Origin of the sequence: Streptomyces sp. MMG1121 (assembly GCF_001280015.1) — a bacterium.
Lineage (GTDB): Bacteria > Actinomycetota > Actinomycetes > Streptomycetales > Streptomycetaceae > Streptomyces.
In genome coordinates this window covers 1-18355 of sequence record NZ_LGDV01000002.1, presented here as the reverse complement: position 1 = coordinate 18355, position 18355 = coordinate 1, and the positions used below count along the sequence as shown (strand labels likewise).

General features: G+C 70.2%; 18 protein-coding genes and 1 rRNA gene. 4 read left to right on the top strand and 15 right to left on the bottom strand.

Annotation, left to right across the window (positions count from 1 at the left end; all coding sequences use genetic code 11):
• Positions 1 to 25: 25 nt before the first annotated feature.
• Entirely contained in the window at positions 26 to 1018 is a 993-nt protein-coding gene (locus ADK64_RS02330) for a phospholipase D-like domain-containing protein (RefSeq protein WP_053654459.1), read from the top strand.
• 44 nt (positions 1019 to 1062) lie between these two features.
• Here ADK64_RS02330 and ADK64_RS02325 read toward each other — a convergent pair whose 3' ends face one another.
• The 5 genes from ADK64_RS02325 to ADK64_RS02305 all read right to left on the bottom strand — a co-directional run bounded on the left by ADK64_RS02325 (position 1063) and on the right by ADK64_RS02305 (position 6736).
• The gene (locus tag ADK64_RS02325; RefSeq protein WP_053654458.1) at positions 1063 to 2772 is read right to left on the bottom strand and encodes a uroporphyrinogen-III synthase; all 1710 of its coding nucleotides are present in this window, start codon (positions 2770 to 2772) and stop codon (positions 1063 to 1065) included.
• On the bottom strand, positions 2769 to 3728 hold the full coding sequence (hemC, locus tag ADK64_RS02320) for a hydroxymethylbilane synthase (protein ID WP_053654457.1): 960 nt from the start codon (positions 3726 to 3728) through the stop codon (positions 2769 to 2771). The genes ADK64_RS02325 and hemC overlap by 4 nt, the downstream gene beginning before the upstream one ends.
• Positions 3725 to 5398 (bottom strand): glutamyl-tRNA reductase, encoded by a 1674-nt coding sequence (locus tag ADK64_RS02315; protein WP_053654456.1) that lies wholly within the window; start codon positions 5396 to 5398, stop codon positions 3725 to 3727. The genes hemC and ADK64_RS02315 overlap by 4 nt, the downstream gene beginning before the upstream one ends.
• Complete coding sequence (locus ADK64_RS02310; RefSeq protein WP_053654454.1) at positions 5395 to 6183, bottom strand: redox-sensing transcriptional repressor Rex; 789 nt, start codon at positions 6181 to 6183, stop codon at positions 5395 to 5397. The genes ADK64_RS02315 and ADK64_RS02310 overlap by 4 nt, the downstream gene beginning before the upstream one ends.
• A gap of 280 nt (positions 6184 to 6463) precedes the next feature.
• Positions 6464 to 6736, bottom strand: coding sequence for a glutaredoxin family protein (locus ADK64_RS02305; protein WP_053654452.1), 273 nt, complete (start codon positions 6734 to 6736; stop codon positions 6464 to 6466).
• A 126-nt stretch (positions 6737 to 6862) separates the two neighbouring features.
• Here ADK64_RS02305 and ADK64_RS02300 point away from each other — a divergent pair, with 126 nt between their 5' ends.
• The 3 genes from ADK64_RS02300 to ADK64_RS02290 all read left to right on the top strand — a co-directional run bounded on the left by ADK64_RS02300 (position 6863) and on the right by ADK64_RS02290 (position 10335).
• The gene (locus ADK64_RS02300; RefSeq protein ID WP_078992450.1) at positions 6863 to 7783 is read left to right on the top strand and encodes an HAD family hydrolase; all 921 of its coding nucleotides are present in this window, start codon (positions 6863 to 6865) and stop codon (positions 7781 to 7783) included.
• Positions 7784 to 8080: 297 nt separating this feature from the next.
• On the top strand, positions 8081 to 8860 hold the full coding sequence (locus tag ADK64_RS02295) for an ECF subfamily RNA polymerase sigma factor, BldN family (protein ID WP_053654449.1): 780 nt from the start codon (positions 8081 to 8083) through the stop codon (positions 8858 to 8860).
• A gap of 245 nt (positions 8861 to 9105) precedes the next feature.
• Complete coding sequence (locus ADK64_RS02290) at positions 9106 to 10335, top strand: DUF5667 domain-containing protein (protein ID WP_053654447.1); 1230 nt, start codon at positions 9106 to 9108, stop codon at positions 10333 to 10335.
• Between the two features lie 87 nt (positions 10336 to 10422).
• On the opposite strand, the gene ADK64_RS02285 is transcribed toward ADK64_RS02290, so the two are convergent.
• The 10 genes from ADK64_RS02285 to rrf all read right to left on the bottom strand — a co-directional run.
• Complete coding sequence (locus ADK64_RS02285; RefSeq protein WP_053654444.1) at positions 10423 to 11487, bottom strand: lysophospholipid acyltransferase family protein; 1065 nt, start codon at positions 11485 to 11487, stop codon at positions 10423 to 10425.
• 14 nt (positions 11488 to 11501) lie between these two features.
• On the bottom strand, positions 11502 to 12563 hold the full coding sequence (locus ADK64_RS02280) for an NAD-dependent epimerase/dehydratase family protein (protein ID WP_053654442.1): 1062 nt from the start codon (positions 12561 to 12563) through the stop codon (positions 11502 to 11504).
• Between the two features lie 220 nt (positions 12564 to 12783).
• A complete protein-coding gene (locus ADK64_RS42385; RefSeq protein ID WP_003948845.1) occupies positions 12784 to 12882 on the bottom strand; it encodes a 30S ribosomal protein bS22 in 99 nt (32 codons plus the stop codon).
• 134 nt (positions 12883 to 13016) lie between these two features.
• Positions 13017 to 13229, bottom strand: a complete 213-nt coding sequence (locus ADK64_RS02275; RefSeq protein ID WP_159046143.1) for a helix-turn-helix domain-containing protein — start codon at positions 13227 to 13229, stop codon at positions 13017 to 13019.
• 129 nt (positions 13230 to 13358) lie between these two features.
• Entirely contained in the window at positions 13359 to 14174 is an 816-nt protein-coding gene (locus ADK64_RS02270; protein ID WP_053654438.1) for a phosphatase, read from the bottom strand.
• A 105-nt stretch (positions 14175 to 14279) separates the two neighbouring features.
• Positions 14280 to 15452 (bottom strand): acetoin utilization protein AcuC, encoded by a 1173-nt coding sequence (locus tag ADK64_RS02265; protein WP_053654436.1) that lies wholly within the window; start codon positions 15450 to 15452, stop codon positions 14280 to 14282.
• Positions 15403 to 16629, bottom strand: coding sequence for an MFS transporter (locus ADK64_RS02260; RefSeq protein ID WP_107092903.1), 1227 nt, complete (start codon positions 16627 to 16629; stop codon positions 15403 to 15405). The genes ADK64_RS02265 and ADK64_RS02260 overlap by 50 nt, the downstream gene beginning before the upstream one ends.
• 81 nt (positions 16630 to 16710) lie before the next feature.
• Positions 16711 to 17460, bottom strand: a complete 750-nt coding sequence (locus tag ADK64_RS02255; RefSeq protein WP_053654433.1) for a VC0807 family protein — start codon at positions 17458 to 17460, stop codon at positions 16711 to 16713.
• Positions 17461 to 17553: 93 nt separating this feature from the next.
• Entirely contained in the window at positions 17554 to 18198 is a 645-nt protein-coding gene (locus ADK64_RS02250; protein ID WP_053654571.1) for an HAD family hydrolase, read from the bottom strand.
• Positions 18199 to 18258: 60 nt separating this feature from the next.
• A 5S ribosomal RNA gene (gene rrf / locus ADK64_RS02245) occupies positions 18259 to 18355 on the bottom strand; the annotation flags it as partial.

Sequence of the window (18355 nt, the reverse complement as noted above, 5' to 3'; positions counted from 1 at the left end):
CGTGAGCTCACCCCAGGAGTCACGCATGCTGTGGAAGGTCCTCACCCGCACGGGCATCGCTCTGGCCGCCGGCGCCGCGGTCGTCGCCACCGCCGTGCCCGCGAACGCCGCGAGCTACTCGGCGTTCGCCTTCTCCCAGACGACCGGCCAGCCCCAGATCTACGACTTCATCAACTCGGCCACCAAGTCGCTCGACATGACGATGTACGAGCTGGAGGACACGACGGCCGTCAACGACCTCATAGCCCTGCAGAACAAGGGTGTCACGGTCCGGGTCGTCCTCGACCGCCAGCACAAGAGCGCGAACAACTCGGCCTACACGGCCCTGACGAACGCGGGCGTGGGCGTGGTCTGGTCCTCGTCCTCCTTCACCTACACCCACCAGAAGACGATCACGGTCGACGCCGTCAAGTCCCTGGTCCTGACGGGGAACCTGACCTCGCAGTACTACACGACCGGCCGCGACTACGGCGTCTTCACCGACGACAGCCGCGACGTGGCCGCGATCGAGAAGGTCTTCGCCGCCGACTACGCCGGCTCCTCGGTCACCCCCGGCGACGGCGACCACCTGCTGTGGTCCCCCACGGACTCCCGCAGCCGCCTGGTGTCCTTCATCAACTCCGCGACCAAGACCCTCGACGTGGAGGAACTGGAGTTCAGCGACAGCACGGTGGTCAACGCGATCGTGGCCCGCGCCCAGGCGGGCGTGACGGTCCGCGTGGTCCTGGAGGACCCCTCCAGCTACTCCAGCGAGGTCTCCAAGATCAAGGCCGCGGGCGGCACGGTCGTCGGCTACTCCGACCCCAACGGCTTCTACGTCCACGCCAAGGCCATGGTCGCCGACTACGGCCTGTCCACCCAGGCGGTCGAGGCCGGCTCCATGAACGACAGCAGCAACTCCCTGAGCAACAACCGCGAGCTGGGCATCATCCTGACCGGCACGGGCGTGGCCCAGCCGGTGGCGTCGACGATCGAGACGACGTTCGCCGGCGACTACAAGGGCGGTACGGCACAATAGCCGAGTACGCGACAGGCGGGTGCCGTGGGGCACCCGCCTGCTTCTCACGTGGTCGTACGACGCCGACGCGCCCCCGGCCGCCGCTCGCTCGGCCGCGTCACCGGATCCCCGGCCTCCACGGCGGCGGCCCGCCGCTTCATCCCGAACTCCGCCAGCGCCTCCGCCAGCTTGTGCACGGACGGCTCCGGAGCCATGACGTCGACCCGCAGCCCGTGCTCCTCGGCGGTCTTCGCCGTGGCCGGGCCGATGCACGCGATCACGGTGACGTTGTGCGGCTTGCCCGCGATGCCCACCAGGTTCCGCACGGTGGACGACGAGGTGAAGAGCACGGCGTCGAAGCCACCGCCCTTGATCGCCTCCCGCGTCTCCGCCGGCGGCGGCGAGGCCCGCACGGTCCGGTAGGCCGTGACGTCGTCGACCTCCCAGCCCAGCTCGATGAGCCCGGCCACCAGGGTCTCGGTGGCGATGTCGGCACGCGGCAGGAACACCCGGTCGATCGGGTCGAAGACCGGGTCGTACGGCGGCCAGTCCTCCAGCAGACCGGCGGCCGACTGCTCGCCGCTGGGCACCAGATCCGGCTTCACACCGAAGGCGACCAGCGCCTTGGCGGTCTGCTCGCCCACCGCGGCGACCTTGATGCCCGCGAAGGCACGCGCGTCGAGCCCGTACTCCTCGAACTTCTCGCGTACGGCCTTGACGGCATTCACCGAGGTGAACGCGATCCACTCATAGCGGCCCGTCACGAGCCCCTTCACGGCCCGCTCCATCTGCTGGGGCGTGCGCGGCGGCTCGACGGCGATCGTCGGGACCTCGTGCGGCACGGCTCCGTAGGACCGCAGCTGGTCGGAGAGCGATGCCGCCTGCTCCTTCGTCCGCGGCACGAGCACCTTCCAGCCGAACAGCGGCTTGGACTCGAACCACGACAACTGGTCGCGCTGGGCGGCGGCGGAACGCTCGCCGACCACGGCTATGACCGGCCGGCCGCCGTCCGGCGACGGCAGCACCTTCGCCTGCTTCAGCGTCTGCGCGATCGTGCCGAGCGTCGCCGACCAGGTCCGCTGCCGGGTCGTCGTACCGGCGACCGTGACCGTCAGCGGCGTGTCCGGCTTGCGCCCGGCGGACACCAGTTCGCCGGCCGCCGCCGCCACCGAGTCCAGGGTCGTCGACACGACCACCGTGCCGTCCGACGCCCCTACCTCCGTCCAGCAGCGGTCGGAGGCCGTACGGGCGTCCACGAACCGGACGTCCGCGCCCTGCGCGTCCCGCAGCGGCACACCGGCGTACGCGGGCACACCGACCGCGGCTGCCACACCCGGTACGACCTCGAAGGGCACACCGGCGGCGACACAGGCGAGCATTTCCTCGGCCGCGTACGTATCAAGTCCCGGGTCCCCGGACACCGCACGGACGACCCGCCTGCCGCCCCGTGCGGCCTCCATGACAAGATGAGCGGCATCCCGGGCAGGGGACGGGGCAGCGGCGGTTGCTGACGTGCCGTCAACGACCTTGAGCTGCGGCGTGCCCGTGCCCGGCGGTGCGACCGAAGAGTGATCCGCGTCCGTACGTAGGACGGAGACGCCCTGTCGGGCGTGCGTCCGGATCACATCGAGCACCTCGTGCTCGGCGATCAGGACGTCCGCGCGCGACAGCGCCTCCACGGCGCGCAGAGTCAGCAGTCCCGGATCCCCGGGTCCGGCACCGAGGAAGGTGACGTGCCCGTGTTCGAGGCCGGCGGGAAGGGTGGTGGGGCTCAATGTGCTCGCTCCCCCATCAGACCGGCCGCGCCCTGGGCGAGCATCTCGGTGGCGAGTTCGCGACCGAGTGCCAACGCCTGGTCGTGCGTCTGGGGCACGGGACCGGTGGTGGACAGCTGCACCATGCGGGTGCCGTCGGTCGTGCCGACGACGCCACGCAGGCGCATTTCCTTGACAATCTGCCCGTCGGCCAGAAGGTCGGCCAGCGCACCCACAGGTGCGCTGCAACCGGCCTCCAGGGCGGCGAGCAGTGACCGCTCGGCGGTGACGGCGGCCCGCGTCAACGGGTCGTCGAGCTCACCGAGCGCGGCGATCAGATCCGCGTGGTCCGCGGCACACTCGATCGCCAGGGCCCCCTGGCCGGGGGCGGGCAAAACCGTGTCGACCGACAGGAAGTCGGTCACCTCGTCGATCCGGCCGATCCGGTTCAGTCCGGCGGCGGCCAGCACGACGGCGTCGAGTTCGCCGTCCCGGACGTATCCGATCCGGGTGTCGACGTTACCGCGGATCGGGACCGTCTCGATGTCCAGTCCGTGGGTGCGGGCGTACCCGTTCAGCTGCGCCATGCGGCGCGGCGAGCCGGTACCGATGCGCGCCCCGCGCGGCAGGTCCGTGAACTTGAGCGCGTCCCGGGCGACGATCACGTCCCGCGGGTCCTCGCGCTGCGGTATGGCGGCCAGGACGAGTTCGGCGGGCTGCGCGGTCGGGAGGTCCTTGAGCGAATGAACCGCGAAGTCGACCTCGCCGCGCGCCAGCGCGTCCCGCAGCGCCGTCACGAAGACGCCGGTGCCGCCGATCTGCGCGAGGTGCTCGCGGGAGGTGTCGCCGTAGGTGGTGATCTCGACCAGCTCCACCGGCCGCCCGGTCACCTGGCGGACGGCCTCCGCCACCTGCCCGGACTGGGCCATGGCGAGCTTGCTGCGCCTGGTCCCCAGCCTCAGTGCCTTCTCAGTCATGCCGGTCGGTCCTTCGTTTCTGTGCTGTCCACGGCCCGGGAGACGGCGGCCACCGTCTCGGGGTCGAGGTCGAACAGGGTGCGCAGCGCGTCCGCGTACCCGGCGCCGCCCGGCTCGGCCGCGAGTTGCTTGACCCGTACGGTCGGCGCGTGCAGCAGTTTGTCGACGACCCGGTGCACGGCCTGGCGGATCTCGCCGCGCTGGCGTTCGTCCAGGTCGGGCAGGCGGCCGTCGAGCCGCGCGATCTCACCGGCGACGACGTCGGCGGCCATGGTGCGCAGCGCGACCACGGTCGGCGTGATGTGCGCCGCCCGCTGTGCCGCGCCGAAGGCCGCGACCTCGTCGGAGACGATACGCCGGACCTGGTCCACATCGGCCGCCATCGGCGCGTCCGCGGAGGCCTCGGCGAGCGACTCGATGTCCACCAGGCGCACCCCGGCCAGCCGGTGCACGGCCGCGTCGATGTCGCGGGGCATGGCCAGGTCGAGGAGGAAGAAGACGGGCTCCGGACGCTCGGCGACCCGCTCCGGCCTGCGCCGCTCGGGGATCCGGCCGACCGTCGCGACGGTCGCGGCGAGCGCGGTGATCAGCTCGCTGTCGGTCTCGGGGGTACGGCGCTCGCGCCGGTCCACCGTGCCGCCCGCGGCCCAGGTCGCGTGCTGCTCCAGGGTGGCCGCGTCCATGCCGGCCACGGCGGCCTCGCCCATGACGGAGAAGCCGGGCTGTACGGCGGCCAGGTCCAGCGGGCAGTTCTCGTCGCCGACGGGCGCCGGCGGCGTCTTCGTGCTCACCTCGGCGGGCGCGGTGTCGGCGACGGCCGGCTGCCCGGTGCGGCCCTCGACCGCGTGCGTGATCGCCTCCGCCGTCAGCACCAGGCCCGTCGCCCCGGTACAGGAGACGACGACGTCGGCACGTGTCAGCTCGCCGGACACGGCGGCCATCTCCACCGCGCGCGCGGTCGCCGCGTTGTCGTCGGCGTCGGTGAGGATCTGCGCTAGGCGCTCGGCGCGCTCGAAGGTGCGGTTGGCGACGACGATCTCGTCGACCCCGGCCCGCGCGAGCGTGGCGGCGGCCAGCGAGGACATCGACCCGGCACCGATGATCAGGGCCTTCTTGCCGCCGGCCCAGTCCTGGACGGCGCCGCCGGCGGCCAGTTGCTCCAGGCCGAAGGTGACCAGGGACTGGCCGGCGCGGTCGATGCCGGTCTCGGAGTGGGCGCGCTTGCCGACCCTCAGGGCCTGCTGGAACAGGTCGTTCAGCAGCCGGCCCGCGGTGTGCAGGTCCTGCGCCTTGGCCAGGGAGTCCTTGATCTGGCCGAGGATCTGCCCCTCGCCGACGACCATCGAGTCGAGCCCGCAGGCCACCGAGAAGAGATGGTGGACGGCCCGGTCCTCGTAGTGGACGTAGAGATGGGGCGTCAGCTCCTCCAGCCCCACACCACTGTGCTGGGCGAGCAGCGTGGACAGCTCGGCGACACCGGCGTGGAACTTGTCCACGTCGGCGTACAGCTCGATGCGGTTGCAGGTGGCGAGCACCGCGGCCTCCGTGGCCGGCTCGGCGGCGACCGTGTCCTGCAGCAGCTTGATCTGGGCGTCCGCGCTCAGCGCGGCCCGCTCCAGCACGCTGACCGGGGCGCTGCGGTGGCTCAGCCCGACGACGAGGAGACTCATGCCGGCATCACGGCGGGTACGTCCCCGTCGGGTCCCTGGTCGGCGGAGTCGTCGGCGACCGCGCCACGGGGAACGGCCGCGGGCAGCGCGCCGTCGCCCGCGGCGGTCTCGACCGCGGTCTCCTCGCCGGCCTTGCGCTGCTCGTGGAAGGCGAGGATCTGCAGCTCGATGGAGAGGTCGACCTTGCGCACGTCGACGCCGTCGGGAACGGACAGCACGGTCGGCGCGAAGTTCAGGATGGAGGTGACCCCGGCGGCCACGAGCCGGTCGCAGACCGGCTGGGCGGCGCCGGCCGGGGTGGCGATGACGCCGATGGAGACCCCGTTGTCCTTGATGATCTTTTCGAGGTCGTCCGTGTGCTGCACGGGGATCCCGGCGACGGGCTTGCCGGCCATCGCGGGGTCGGCGTCGATCAGCGCGGCCACCCGGAAGCCACGGGAGGCGAACCCGCCGTAATTGGCCAGCGCGGCGCCGAGGTTACCGATACCGACGATGACGACCGGCCAGTCCTGGGTCAGGCCGAGTTCGCGGGAGATCTGGTAGACGAGATACTCCACGTCGTAGCCGACACCGCGCGTTCCGTAGGAACCCAGGTACGAGAAGTCCTTGCGCAGCTTCGCGGAGTTGACTCCCGCGGCGGCCGCCAGCTCCTCGGAGGAGACCGTGGGCACCGAGCGCTCCGACAGTGCGGTCAGCGCTCGGAGGTACAGCGGAAGCCGGGCGACGGTGGCCTCGGGAATCCCTCGGCTACGGGTCGCCGGTCGGTGTGTTCGGCCAGTTGCCACGGTGCTCCTGCGGGTAGAGCGGGGCTGCAGGCGGTCATACGTCCCCAGACCGCCCCGTCGACAGCAGGCTATGTCTTTGTGAACGCGTGCACAAAGATGGTGTCCGATTTGCCCGGCAGAAGTGACCGGGGTCACGCAAGTACGGCGCCCTTGACGGGAACCGGCGCACACCCGCGCGCGTTCCTTCATTTCTGGGGGCAAAACCGCACACTCTCCTCACGAATCCCGCCCCCGAGACCAAACCGCCGTCGATCCTAAGCGACTTTCGGCCCAGTTTGGACTAGTCGGTCAGTGCCCGGCGCAGTCGCTCCTCGTTCACGCGCCAGAAGGTGTGCTGTTCACCATCGATCAGTACGACCGGAATCTGCTCCCAGTACTGATCGTGCAGCGCCCGGTCCTGGGTGATGTCCTTCCGCTCGATGGGGACACCCAGCTCGCCGCAGACCTTCTCGATCACCAGCTGCGCGTCGTCGCACAGATGGCAGCCGGGCTTGCGGATGAGGGTGACCAGCCGCTCGTGCGCGGCGGCCTTGCGCCGGAAAAGGGGACTCATACGGGCCATTCTCGCGCGCCCCCGCAGCCGGCCCCCGCGCCCGCTTAACGGCTCGGTAGCGGAGAGTTCACACCCTTCCAACCTCTCGACTCCGGAAGCACCGAACAAACTGGCTATGCTCCCCACATGGCCGCTCTCGGATGGCTCACTCCCCGTAGGCGCTCCGCCACGGCGCGGAGCGTGTTGGCAGGCGAGGCCTCGGCGGAGGCCGCCCGCAAGTCCTCGCAGGAGGCTTTGCCGGTCGCGCGGGAGGAACCGGAGTTCCCGGTCATCGGCGACACCAGGGCAGCCGCGTTCTTCGACCTCGACAACACCGTGATGCAGGGCGCCGCGCTCTTCCACTTCGGACGTGGCCTGTACAAGCGCAAGTTCTTCGAGACCCGCGACCTCGCCAGGTTCGCCTGGCAGCAGGCCTGGTTCCGGCTGGCCGGCGTCGAGGACCCCGAGCACATGCAGGACGCCCGTGACTCGGCGCTGTCGATCGTCAAGGGCCACCGGGTCGCCGAGCTGGAGACGATCGGCGAGGAGATCTACGACGAGTACATGGCCGACCGCATCTGGCCCGGCACCCGCGCCCTGGCCCAGGCCCACCTGGACGCGGGCCAGAAGGTGTGGCTGGTCACCGCGGCCCCGGTCGAGATCGCCCAGGTCATCGCCCGCCGCCTGGGCCTGACCGGCGCTCTCGGCACGGTCGCGGAGTCGGTCGACGGCGTCTACACCGGCAAGCTGGTCGGCGAACCACTGCACGGCCCGGCGAAGGCGGAGGCGGTCCGCGCCCTGGCCGTGGCGGAGGGGCTGGACCTCGCCCGCTGCGCCGCGTACAGCGACAGCCACAACGACATCCCGATGCTCTCCCTGGTCGGCCACCCCTACGCCATCAACCCGGACAGCAAGCTCCGCAAACACGCCCGGGAAAAGGACTGGCGCCTGCGCGACTACCGCACGGGACGCAAGGCGGCGAAGGTCGGCATCCCGGCGGCGGCCGGAGTCGGCGCGGTGGCCGGCGGCACGGCGGCCGCGATCGCTCTGAGCAGGCGTCGCCGATAACGGCTCCCCCAGCTCCGCCCCCGGCCGCGCGCGCCCGAATTATGCCGCGGCCATTTCAACACGCCCTGTACTTCACCGAAAGCCGCCCTTTTTCGATCAACAAGTGATCACCCTACGGCACTTGACTGGGCGCCAATCGGTAACAGAAGCGACGCAATCGATGATTTGAGCAACTCGGTGTAGCAGTGCCTGCACGAAGCGTTATTCTCCTCAGACGCAAACCGGTACCCCTCCGTCGCTACGACGGGTGAACGGTTCCGCACTGCACGTGATGAAAGCTCTGCCTCTGGGAGTCCCGTGTACCCACACGTCGGGGTTGACGCCTCGGGCCTGGCTACGCTGCGCGCAACTGTCGCAACGGTCAAAGAGACGCTGCGCGGCCTTGTCCCCACCGCGTACGCCGTCCCCGCCTTCGCCGCCGCCGCGCCGGCCGGTCCGTGCTACGCACTGGCCGACGGCAGCGCCGCCGTCGGCAGACGCGGCCGCGCCACCGGCGCCGCCACCGCCCGCCGCCCTGCCGCCGACAGCGACAGTGCCCGGATGATGGACCTGGTCGAACGCGCCCAGGCCGGCGAGGCCGAGGCCTTCGGCCGGCTGTACGACCAGTACAGCGACACGGTGTACCGGTACATCTACTACCGGGTCGGCGGCCGGGCGACGGCCGAGGACCTCACCAGCGAGACCTTTCTGCGGGCCCTCCGCCGGATCGGCACCTTCACCTGGCAGGGCCGCGACTTCGGCGCCTGGCTGGTGACGATCGCCCGGAACCTCGTCGCCGACCACTTCAAGTCCAGCCGCTTCCGTCTGGAGGTCACCACCGGCGAGATGCTCGACGCCAACGAGGTCGAGCGCTCCCCCGAGGACTCCGTCCTGGAGTCACTGTCGAACGCCGCGCTGCTCGACGCCGTACGCCGGCTCAACCCGCAGCAGCAGGAGTGCGTGACGCTCCGCTTCCTCCAGGGCCTCTCGGTCGCCGAGACCGCCCGCGTCATGGGCAAGAACGAGGGCGCGATCAAGACCCTCCAGTACCGCGCCGTCCGTACCCTCGCCCGGCTCCTGCCGGACGACGCGCGCTGAGCCGGGCAGCGCCGGGCGACACTGAGCGACACTCAACTCACGTTCCGTGAAAGCCCGTTGCCTTTCTGATCCGATCATCCGCCGTCCGTAACCCAAGTGCCGCGCCAGTCGTTGTGCGGGATACAGGCTCCCTGTGGTCACGTCCTGGCCGACCCTGATCGCTCGATCGTGTGGTTCGGTCACGGACGTGCAACCCTTCAGGCCCCCTGGGGAGTCGACCGTCATGACGAGAGGAGGTGCCGCCAGTGATCGCGAACGTATCGGCGCACCGGCGGGCGAACGCCTTCGCCCAGGCCCTGGATGAGCAGCCCGACCGGGACACGGCGGCCGAGCAGTCAGTGCCGGCGGGATCACCGCCGACCACCGAGGAACAGTCCGAGCCGGGCGAGCTGCTGGCCCTGGCGACGGACCTCGGCGCACTGCCCAAGCCACAGCTCGACCCCGAGGTCAAGGTCGTCCAGCGCGCCCAGCTGGTGGCCGCGATGGAGGCCATGCTCCAGGAGGGAACCGGAGCGGCGGATGCGTCGGTACCCGAACAGCGGTCACCCAGGCCCAGAGGCGCACATCGAGCGGGTCCGCTGGGCAAGCTCCGCCCGCGGTCCCGGCTGACCAAGGGGCTCGCCGCGGGCGGGCTCAGCGTCGGTGTGGCCGCCGGAGCCTTCGGCGGGGTCGCCGCCGCCAGCTCCGGCGCACTGCCCGGCGACTCCCTGTACGGCCTCAAACGCGGCATAGAGGATTTCAAGCTCAACTATCTGACCGACGGCGACGACCAGCGCGGTCAGACCTACCTCGACCAGGCCTCCACCCGGCTCGGGGAGGCCCGCCGACTGCTGGAGCGCGGCCGCGGCGGCCATCTCGACCACGAGTCCCTCGGCGAGATCCGCCGCACGCTCTCGGGCATGCAGCAGGACGTCACCGAGGGCCACCGCCTGCTGCACGAGGCCTACGAGGCCGACCCGGAGTCCCTCGGCCCCATCCAGGCGCTTTCCACGTTCTCCCGGTCCCACCGCGAGGCCTGGAGCGCGCTCAGCGACAAGCTGCCCGTGCAGCTCGGGGACGTCAAAGAGAAGGTGTCGTCGGTCTTCGACGCCATAGACCAGGAGGTCGCCCCGCTGCAGTCCCGGCTCCCGCAGTCGCACGCCCGCACCGGCGACGGCAAGCGGCTGGGCTCCGGCCCGGCATCCAACGGCACCTCCGGCAGCCACGGCTCGACCAAGCCCAGCTCCGCCGGCACCGCTCCGTCCGCCGGTAAGCACGCGCGCCCGGGCGACCCGAGCGGCTCGGTCACCGGCGGCACCGGCGAGGGCCTGCTCGGCGGGAACACGGGCGGCCTGCTCGATCCGCCGAAGACCGGCGCCGGCAGCGACACCCCGTCCACCACCAAACCCCCCACAACCGCCCCGGACGTCACCCTGCCCCCACTCCTCCCAGGCCTCCTGCCCGGACTGGGGATCGAGGGCGGGGACACGAACTAGGGCAGTACGGCACGACGGCAGCGGGGCGCCCCACCCGAGCAGGGGCGCCCCGTCGTCGTACATACGGGCAGAGTCATACGGGCAGGGTCAGAAGAACACCGACCGGCGCTGCACGAGCAGCTTGTACAGGGTGTGCTGAATCTGCTCCCGCACCTGGTCGGTCAGGTTGAACATCAGCATCGGGTCCTCGGCCGCCTCCGGCGGATAGCCGTCCGTCGGGATCGGCTCGCCGAACTGGATGGTCCACTTCGTGGGAAGCGGCACCGCGCCCAGCGGCCCCAGCCAGGGAAAAGTCGGCGTCAGCGGGAAGTACGGGAAGCCCAGCAGCCGCGCCAGCGTCTTCGCGTTGCCGATCATCGGGTAGATCTCCTCCGCCCCGACGATCGAGCACGGGATGATCGGCGCGCCCTGCCGCAGCGCTGTCGAGACGAAGCCGCCACGGCCGAACCGCTGGAGCTTGTACCGCTCGCCGAAAGGTTTCCCGATGCCCTTGAAGCCCTCCGGCATCACCCCGACCAGCTCGCCCTGGGCCAGCAGCCGTTCGGCGTCCTCCGCACACGCCAGCGTGTGCCCGAGCTTGCGCGCCAGCTCGTTCACCACCGGCAGCACGAAGACCAGGTCGGCCGCGAGCAGCCGCAGATGACGGTCGGCCGGATGGTGGTCGTGCACGGCGACCTGCATCATCAGGCCGTCCAGCGGCAGCGTCCCGGAGTGATTGGCGACGATCAGCGCCCCGCCCTTGGCCGGGATGTTCTCGATGCCCTTCACCTCGACCCGGAAGTACTTCTCGTACACCGGCCGCAGCAACGACATCAGGACCTGGTCGGTCAGCTCCTCGTCGTAACCGAAGTCGTCGACGTCGTAGTCCCCGGTCAGCCGGCGCCGCAGGAAGGCCAGCCCGGCCGCCACACGCCGCTCCAGGCCACCGTCCCGCCCGCCGGCAGCCACCGGCTCCAGCGGCTCCTCCGCACGGCTCACAAGCCCATCTTCCCGCGCCCGGGGCCGCCCCGGCAGCGGCTGGACCTCGCCCGGCTCACCGGGCTCGCCGAGGGTGCCGCGCCGGCTGCCCGTACTCCGGCGCCGCGCCGGGCGCGTGACGGCGCCCCCGCGGGACCGGTCGTCGTCGAACGGAATGACCTTGGCGTCCGCCATCGTTGCCGCTCTCCTCAGTTGGCGCTGTGCGTCGTGGGCCGGCCGCCGCTCCTCGCGGCCAGCGCGGCGATGCGGTCGACGGCCCCCGCGAGGGTCTCCGGCGGCAGCAGCCCGGGGCCCTGGCCGCGCGCGAAGTCCGCGAACGTCTCCGCTGTCGTGTACCGGGGCGCGTAGCCGAGCGTCTCGCGCATCTGGACGGTGTCCACCACCCGTCCGTGCGTGAGCAGCCGGATCTGCTCCGGTGAGAAGTCCGTCATACCGAGCGTACGCACCAGCGAACCGGCCCAGGTGACCGCGGGCAGCAGCAACGGCACGGTGGGCCGCCCGAGTCGCCGCGAGCACTGCGAGAGCAGCAGCACACCGTCCCCGGCGATGTTGAAGGTGCCGCTGTTGAGGGTGCCCCGGCGCGGCTCGTGCGAGGCGATCCGCAGCACCTCCACGACGTCGTCCTCGTGCACGAACTGCAGCCGCGGGTCGTAGCCGAACACGGTCGGCAGGACGGGCAGTGCGAAGTACGAGGCGAGCGGGGTGTCCGCGGTCGGCCCGAGGATGTTGGCGAAGCGCAGCACGCACACCGCGACGTCCGGGCGCCGCCGGGCGAACCCGCGCACATACCCCTCGACCTCTACGGCGTCCTTCGCGAAACCGCCGCTCGGCAGCGACTTCGCCGCGGTCGTCTCGGTGAACACGGCCGGATCACGCGGCGCGGACCCGTAGACATTGGTACTGGACTTGATCACCAGCCGCTTGACGGCCGGCGACTTCTGGCAGGCGCCGAGCAGCTGCATGGTGCCGATGACGTTGGTCTCCTTGACCGTGGCCCGGTTGCCGCCGCCCAGCGCCGTGCCCGTCACGTCCATGTGGACGACCGTGTCGGCGCCTGTCTCGGCGAGCACGCGGGCTATCGTCGGCAGCCGGATGTCGGCCTGGATGAAGTCGGCCCCGCCCAGATGGTGGGCCGGCCGCACCGCGTCCACGGCGATCACCCGGTCGACCTCCGGATCCCGCTGGATCCGCCGTACGAACCGGCCGCCCAGCTGTCGGGCCGCTCCGGTGACGAGCACGACCTTCCCCAAGATCCGCGCCTTCCCTCGTACGGTGTGCGTGCGGCCAACCTAGCGGGTCGATGTTGCGCTGTGATGACCCCCCGATGCATGAAGTGACGGAAATTCACTGATCGGAATATGCCGGTTCCCGCCGGGCCCCGAAGCTGCCCGCAGAGATGCACCCGGACATGCCTGTGGCCTCCCACCCGTTTCCGGTGGGAGGCCACAGAGACACGCTCTCGCGCGCCGCTTACTTCTTGTTGCGACGCTGAACGCGCGTGCGCTTGAGCAGCTTGCGGTGCTTCTTCTTGGCCATCCGCTTGCGCCGCTTCTTGATAACAGAGCCCACGACTACCCTCGCTCACTTCTCATCACTCGGTTGTTTGGGCGCCATGGGCCCACACGACCTACGAGGGGCTAGCCTACCCAACCGAGCGCTGAGGTCGTAATCGAGGGTCTTCCGGGATCTTCCCGGAAGCGCTGTCAGGCCGTTTCCACCCCCACATAGCTCTCGCGAAGGTACTCGTGTACCGCTTGCTCCGGGACACGGAAGGACCGCCCCACCCGGATCGCGGGCAGATGACCACTGTGCACCAGCCGGTACACGGTCATCTTCGACACTCGCATCACCGAGGCGACTTCCGCCACGGTAAGGAACACAACCTCGTTCAGAGGCCTCTCGCCGGCATCAGCCATGACACACCTGAACCTTCCGCACTCGACGGCCACCGGCTTCCCCTTCCGGTGACTCTTCGTCGTTGCGTGCTCACTCCCCAATGTAGGGGCGGGTGATGCAAGTGGGGAAGAGGTGCACCCATCGCAGGCCTACTGTGACAGACGCGCTCGTTTGAGTACGTAGCGGGTAAGCGGGCGGTAGTACGCGGACCGCACGGCGTCATCAACCGGAACGGCGACGGACACGCGCCCCTCGGCCTCCCCCACGAACAGCGCCGGATCATCGGTGTCGGCCAGCCCGATGGCCTCGAACCCCAGCTGACCTGCACCGCAGACCCATCCGTGATCCCCGACGACCAGCTCGGGCAGCGGGCCGCCACCCTCCGCCGCGGCCTCCAGCACGACGCGAACCGGCAGCGGTGAATGACTGTGGACACCCGGCTCACAACCGGGGCGCCCGCCTTCGGTTTCCCGCACCAACCCAACTCCTCGTACGTACTCGAGGTGATGGGTACGTAGACCGAACCGGGTCAATATGTCGACACAACGACCCTGCGCCGGGGTGAGCACCTCACACCCCGCCGCCGAGAGCGCGTCCGCCAAGCCGGCGTAGAACCCGAGCAGCCGCTGCGGATGCCCGGTCCCGAACAGCACGGGTGCCCTCCGCCGGGCGGCCTCACCGATCCGACCGGCGAAAGCATCCAGCGCGGCCACTGTCCGCTCCGGATCGATCACATCAGGACCAGAAGTGATCCGCGGATCGGCCGAAACCCCACACTTCTCCGCCATCAGGGCCAGCAACTCCCGCTGCTGCCAAGCCCCTTCAGGGTCGATCCCGATCAACACCCGAGGATCCCGGGCGGCGAACAGCCGATAACTCCGCAGACTGTCCTCCCGAGAGGTCCGCACCTCCCCCGCAAGCCGAACAGCCAACAGATGCGCACGCAGACCACCGGCGTCCCACACGGCTGAGATGCTCGCGCATCGAGAGTGGGAGCGGGCCGGGAACGGGGGAATTCCGCACGGTTGGCCTAATGGGGAGGGTTCAGGGGGCGGAGCCTCCCGGTCGGTTCACGGCAGCAGGCCGCGCAGCGGGAACACCGCCCGCCGGGTCGCCAGTACGGCCTGGTCAAGCCGATCGGCAGGGTCGTACCCCGCCTCCCACGACGCCCAACTCACCGGCCACCGCCCGTCGGTCATCCGCTGTGGTCCCAACTGCCGGGTCCGGGCGAACACTTCCTGCCGCCACCCCTCGGGGATCATCGCCTCCGGGGCCACCGGCTTCCCCGCGGCGATCCCCACCAGGTGCGTCCACGACCGTGGCACGACGTCCACCACCGCGTACCCGCCCCCGCCCAACGCGACCCACTTGCCGCCGGCGTACTCATGCGCCAGCTCATGGCACGCCACCTGCACAGCCCGCTGCGCATCCAGCGAAACGGCCAGATGGGCCAGCGGATCCTCGAAGTGCGTGTCGGCGCCGTGCTGCGACACGACGACCTGCGGCCGGAACTCGGCGAGCAGCTCCGGAACCACCGCGTGAAACGCCCGCACCCACCCCGCGTCCCCGGTACCCGCCGGCAGAGCCACGTTCACCGCGGCCCCTTCGCCCTCCCCCGCCCCGGCCTCCTGCGGCCACCCGGTCTGCGGGAACAACGTACGAGGATGCTCGTGCAGCGAGATCGTCAGAACCCGCGGATCCTCCCAGAACGCGGCCTGCACCCCATCTCCGTGGTGCACGTCCACATCCACGTACGCGACCCGCTCGGCCCCCAGCTCCAACAGCCGGGCGACGGCCAGCGAGGCGTCGTTGTAGATGCAGAACCCCGAAGCCCCGCCCGGCATCGCGTGATGCAGCCCGCCCGCGAAGTTCACGGCATGATCGACGTCGCCCCGCCACACCGCTTCCGCCGCCCCCACCGACTGCCCGGCGATCAGTGCGGACACCTCGTGCATCCCGGCGAAGGCCGGATCATCCGCCGTACCCAGCCCGTACGACCCGTCGGCCCCCGCCGGGTCGGCCGAGGCGGCCTTCACGGCATCGATGTAGTCCTCGCGATGGACCAGCCGCAGCGTCGAGTCCCCGGCCGGCTTCGCCGCGACGACCTCCAGCTCCCGGTCGAGCCCGAAGGCAGCCACCAGTCTCCGGGTCAGTGCCAGCCGGACCGGATCCATCGGATGGTCCGGGCCGAAGTCATAGCCCGTTACTGCCTCGTCCCACATCAGCTGTGCGCGGCCGCTCATGCCCGCCACCGTATCGGCCCGGCGCCACCGCGAACGACCTGGCATACACCAACGTGACCAGCACCAACACCATCGGCACGAGCATGGCCCCGCGATAGCTCCACGCGTCGCCCAAGGCCCCGACCAACGGCGAACCGACCAGGAACCCCACGTAATTGAAGATGTTCAGCCGCGCGATGGCCGCATCCGAACCCCCGGCCCCCTGCTGTTCGAAGGCGTGCCGCCCGGCCGCCGCGAACGTCTGCGGCACCACCACGCACAATCCCAGCCCCACCAGCATGAACCCGAGCATCCCGACCCACGCCCCGGGCGCCGAGGCCACCACCGCGAACCCGCCGGCCGCCACCAGCGTCCCGAGCCGTACGACCGCCACGGCCCCGAACCGCCGCACCCCGAAGTCCCCGATGGCCCGCCCCACCAGCGTGGTCACCATGTACACGTTGTACGGCACGGTCGCCAGCTGCTCGCTGCTGCCCAGCACGTCCTTCAGATACTTCGCGCTCCAGTTGGAGACGGTCGAGTCCCCGATGTAGGCGAAGGTCATCACCAGACACAGCGGCAGCAGCAGCTTGAACGCGATCCCCGTACCCTGGCCCTGTTCCTCGCCCACGGGTGCCGGCTCCCCGTCGACGTACCACCGGCTGCCGACGAACGTCGCCGGCAGCAGCAACACCACCACCGGCAGATACGACACCCACAGCGCGAGATGCCAGTGCGCCCCGACCCAGGCCAGCGAGGCCCCGAGGATCCCGCCCAGGCTGTACGCGGCATGGAAACTGAGCATGATGCTGCGCCCGTACGACCGTTGCAGACTCACCCCGAGCATGTTCATGGAGGCGTCCAGCGTCCCCACGGCCAGCCCGAACACGCCCAGCGCCACCGCCAGTTCGGCGATCCGGCCGCCGGCCCCCGCGCCGAGCAGGGCCAGCAGCACCACCGGCTGGGACCAGCGCAGCAGCCGACTGGGCCGTATGCGCTTCACCAGGTTCTCGGTGGTCACGCTGCCGACCCCGGCCAGGATCGGTACGGCGGCCAGGAAGACCGGCAGCAGCGCGTCGGATATGCCGTACCGGTCCTGGATCGCCGGAATGCGCGTCACCAGCAGAGCGAACGTGGCACCCTGCGCGAAGAAGCTGAACGCCAGCGAGGCCCTACCGCGCCGCAGCACATCAGTCATGGCGGCGAGCGTAGGGCCCCGGGCTACCTGTGGGTAGATCCAGCCAAAGATGAATTTCCTTCAGCTTCGTCACGCAGAGGATCAGACGGCGAGGACCGAGCCCGCACCGGCTGCCCCCGTGGTCTTGGCCTCGGCCTTGGTCCCGGCCTCGACCTCGGCGGCGAGCATCTTCTCCATCGGCTCGACGGCCAGACCACCGCTGACGACCATGGCGATCAAAATCGCACCGATCATGATGAGCGTGCCGAGCCAGACCATGGTGTCCACGGGGACGGTGTAGGCGCCCACGACCCGTACGACGCACTCGGCGAGCAGCGCGACGCCCCAGACGACGGAGAAGGCCCGCTCCTTGCGCAGGAAGGCACCGGACTGGGCCGCAGCCCCGCTCGCCAGCCGCTCCCAGGCGGCCTCCTTCACCGCGTCCCCCTTGACCAGGAAGGGCTTCATGCCGGCGGACATCATCGGCCTGCCCAGGGCGACGGAGACCAGGATCCCGATGCCCACCGTGCTGCTGATCCCGCTGTCCTTGACGAGCATCAGCCGGGGGTCACCGGAGACGAAGCTGAGCAGCAGCCCGACGACGTTCACGATGAGGATCAGCAGGGCGAGACCGTTGGTCCTGCGCTCCTTGACCAGCCCCCACACGGTCCGCACCGCCGGCACGACACTGCTCCAGGCGAGCGCCGCGAAGGTGCTCATCCCGAAGGCGTCCTTGAAGAGGTAGTACGAGCCGAGCGGCACCGCCACGTCCAGGAGCAGGGGCCGGAGGTTGTCCAGCATGCTCGGGTTCTGCTTCTGCTGCTCGCTCTGGTTCCCCGTGTTCTTCGTCATGCCCTTAGCTTCGCCGCCGCAGGGGGTCCGCCAGTAGAAACGATCGTCCGGACGTCCGCATGACAATTGTCAGGCCCCGAGCGATGGCTCGGGTCATATCAGCAGGTCGAGCAACTGCCCCATGTCGGCGAAGAGTTGCGTGGCCTCGTTCAGCCTCGTCGGCGGTGTCATCGCGGTGAACCCGTAGACGTCCATCCCGGCCGCCACGGCCGCCTGCACGCCCAGCGGAGAGTCCTCCACGACGACACAACGCTGCGGCGCCACCCCCATCCGCTCGGCCGCGTAGAGGAAGAGATCGGGTGCCGGCTTGCCCCGCCCCACGTCCTCGGAGCTGAAGATCCGCTCGTCCGCGAACCACCGGTCGAGCCCGGCCGCCCGATGCCCCACCCGGATCCGCGCATGACTCCCGGAGGAGGCCACGCAGTACGGCACCCTGTCCGCGGCCAGCTTCTCCAGTACGCCGGCCACGCCGGCCACGGGCTGCAACTCCCGCTCGAACGCGGCGAACACCCGCGCGTGGAAGACGTCGTCGAAGTCGTCCGGCAGCCGCTGCCCCGTCCGCTCCAGCACCAGCTCGTGGATCCGGTGCATCGCCGACCCCATGTAGTCCCGGATGGAGTCCTCGTACGAGGTCGGGTGCCCCAACTCGGTGAGACAGGCGGCGAGATGGCGATTGGATATGGGCTCGCTGTCGACGAGCACCCCATCGTTGTCGAAGATGACCAGGTCATAGCGCATGCTTGTGAGCATAAACGCAGAAAGGCCCACGCCAAATGGCGTGGGCCTTTCTCAAAATTTGTTCGGCGGCGTCCTACTCTCCCACAGGGTCCCCCCTGCAGTACCATCGGCGCTGTGAGGCTTAGCTTCCGGGTTCGGAATGTAACCGGGCGTTTCC

Bases quoted from the DNA above. Each gene is read 5' to 3' on its own strand.
- ADK64_RS02285 (WP_053654444.1), bottom strand. From the start codon at position 11,487: ATGGCGGACGCCAAGGTCATTCCGTTCGACGACGACCGGTCCCGCGGG.
- ADK64_RS02260 (WP_107092903.1), bottom strand. From the start codon at position 16,629: ATGACTGATGTGCTGCGGCGCGGTAGGGCCTCGCTGGCGTTCAGCTTC.
- ADK64_RS02300 (WP_078992450.1), top strand. From the start codon at position 6,863: ATGGCCGCTCTCGGATGGCTCACTCCCCGTAGGCGCTCCGCCACGGCG.
- ADK64_RS02275 (WP_159046143.1), bottom strand. From the start codon at position 13,229: ATGGCTGATGCCGGCGAGAGGCCTCTGAACGAGGTTGTGTTCCTTACC.
- hemC (WP_053654457.1), bottom strand. From the start codon at position 3,728: ATGACTGAGAAGGCACTGAGGCTGGGGACCAGGCGCAGCAAGCTCGCC.
- ADK64_RS02255 (WP_053654433.1), bottom strand. From the start codon at position 17,460: ATGACGAAGAACACGGGGAACCAGAGCGAGCAGCAGAAGCAGAACCCG.
- ADK64_RS02250 (WP_053654571.1), bottom strand. From the start codon at position 18,198: ATGCGCTATGACCTGGTCATCTTCGACAACGATGGGGTGCTCGTCGAC.
- ADK64_RS02315 (WP_053654456.1), bottom strand. From the start codon at position 5,398: ATGAGTCTCCTCGTCGTCGGGCTGAGCCACCGCAGCGCCCCGGTCAGC.
- ADK64_RS02305 (WP_053654452.1), bottom strand. From the start codon at position 6,736: ATGAGTCCCCTTTTCCGGCGCAAGGCCGCCGCGCACGAGCGGCTGGTC.
- ADK64_RS02265 (WP_053654436.1), bottom strand. From the start codon at position 15,452: ATGAGCGGCCGCGCACAGCTGATGTGGGACGAGGCAGTAACGGGCTAT.
- ADK64_RS02330 (WP_053654459.1), top strand. From the start codon at position 26: ATGCTGTGGAAGGTCCTCACCCGCACGGGCATCGCTCTGGCCGCCGGC.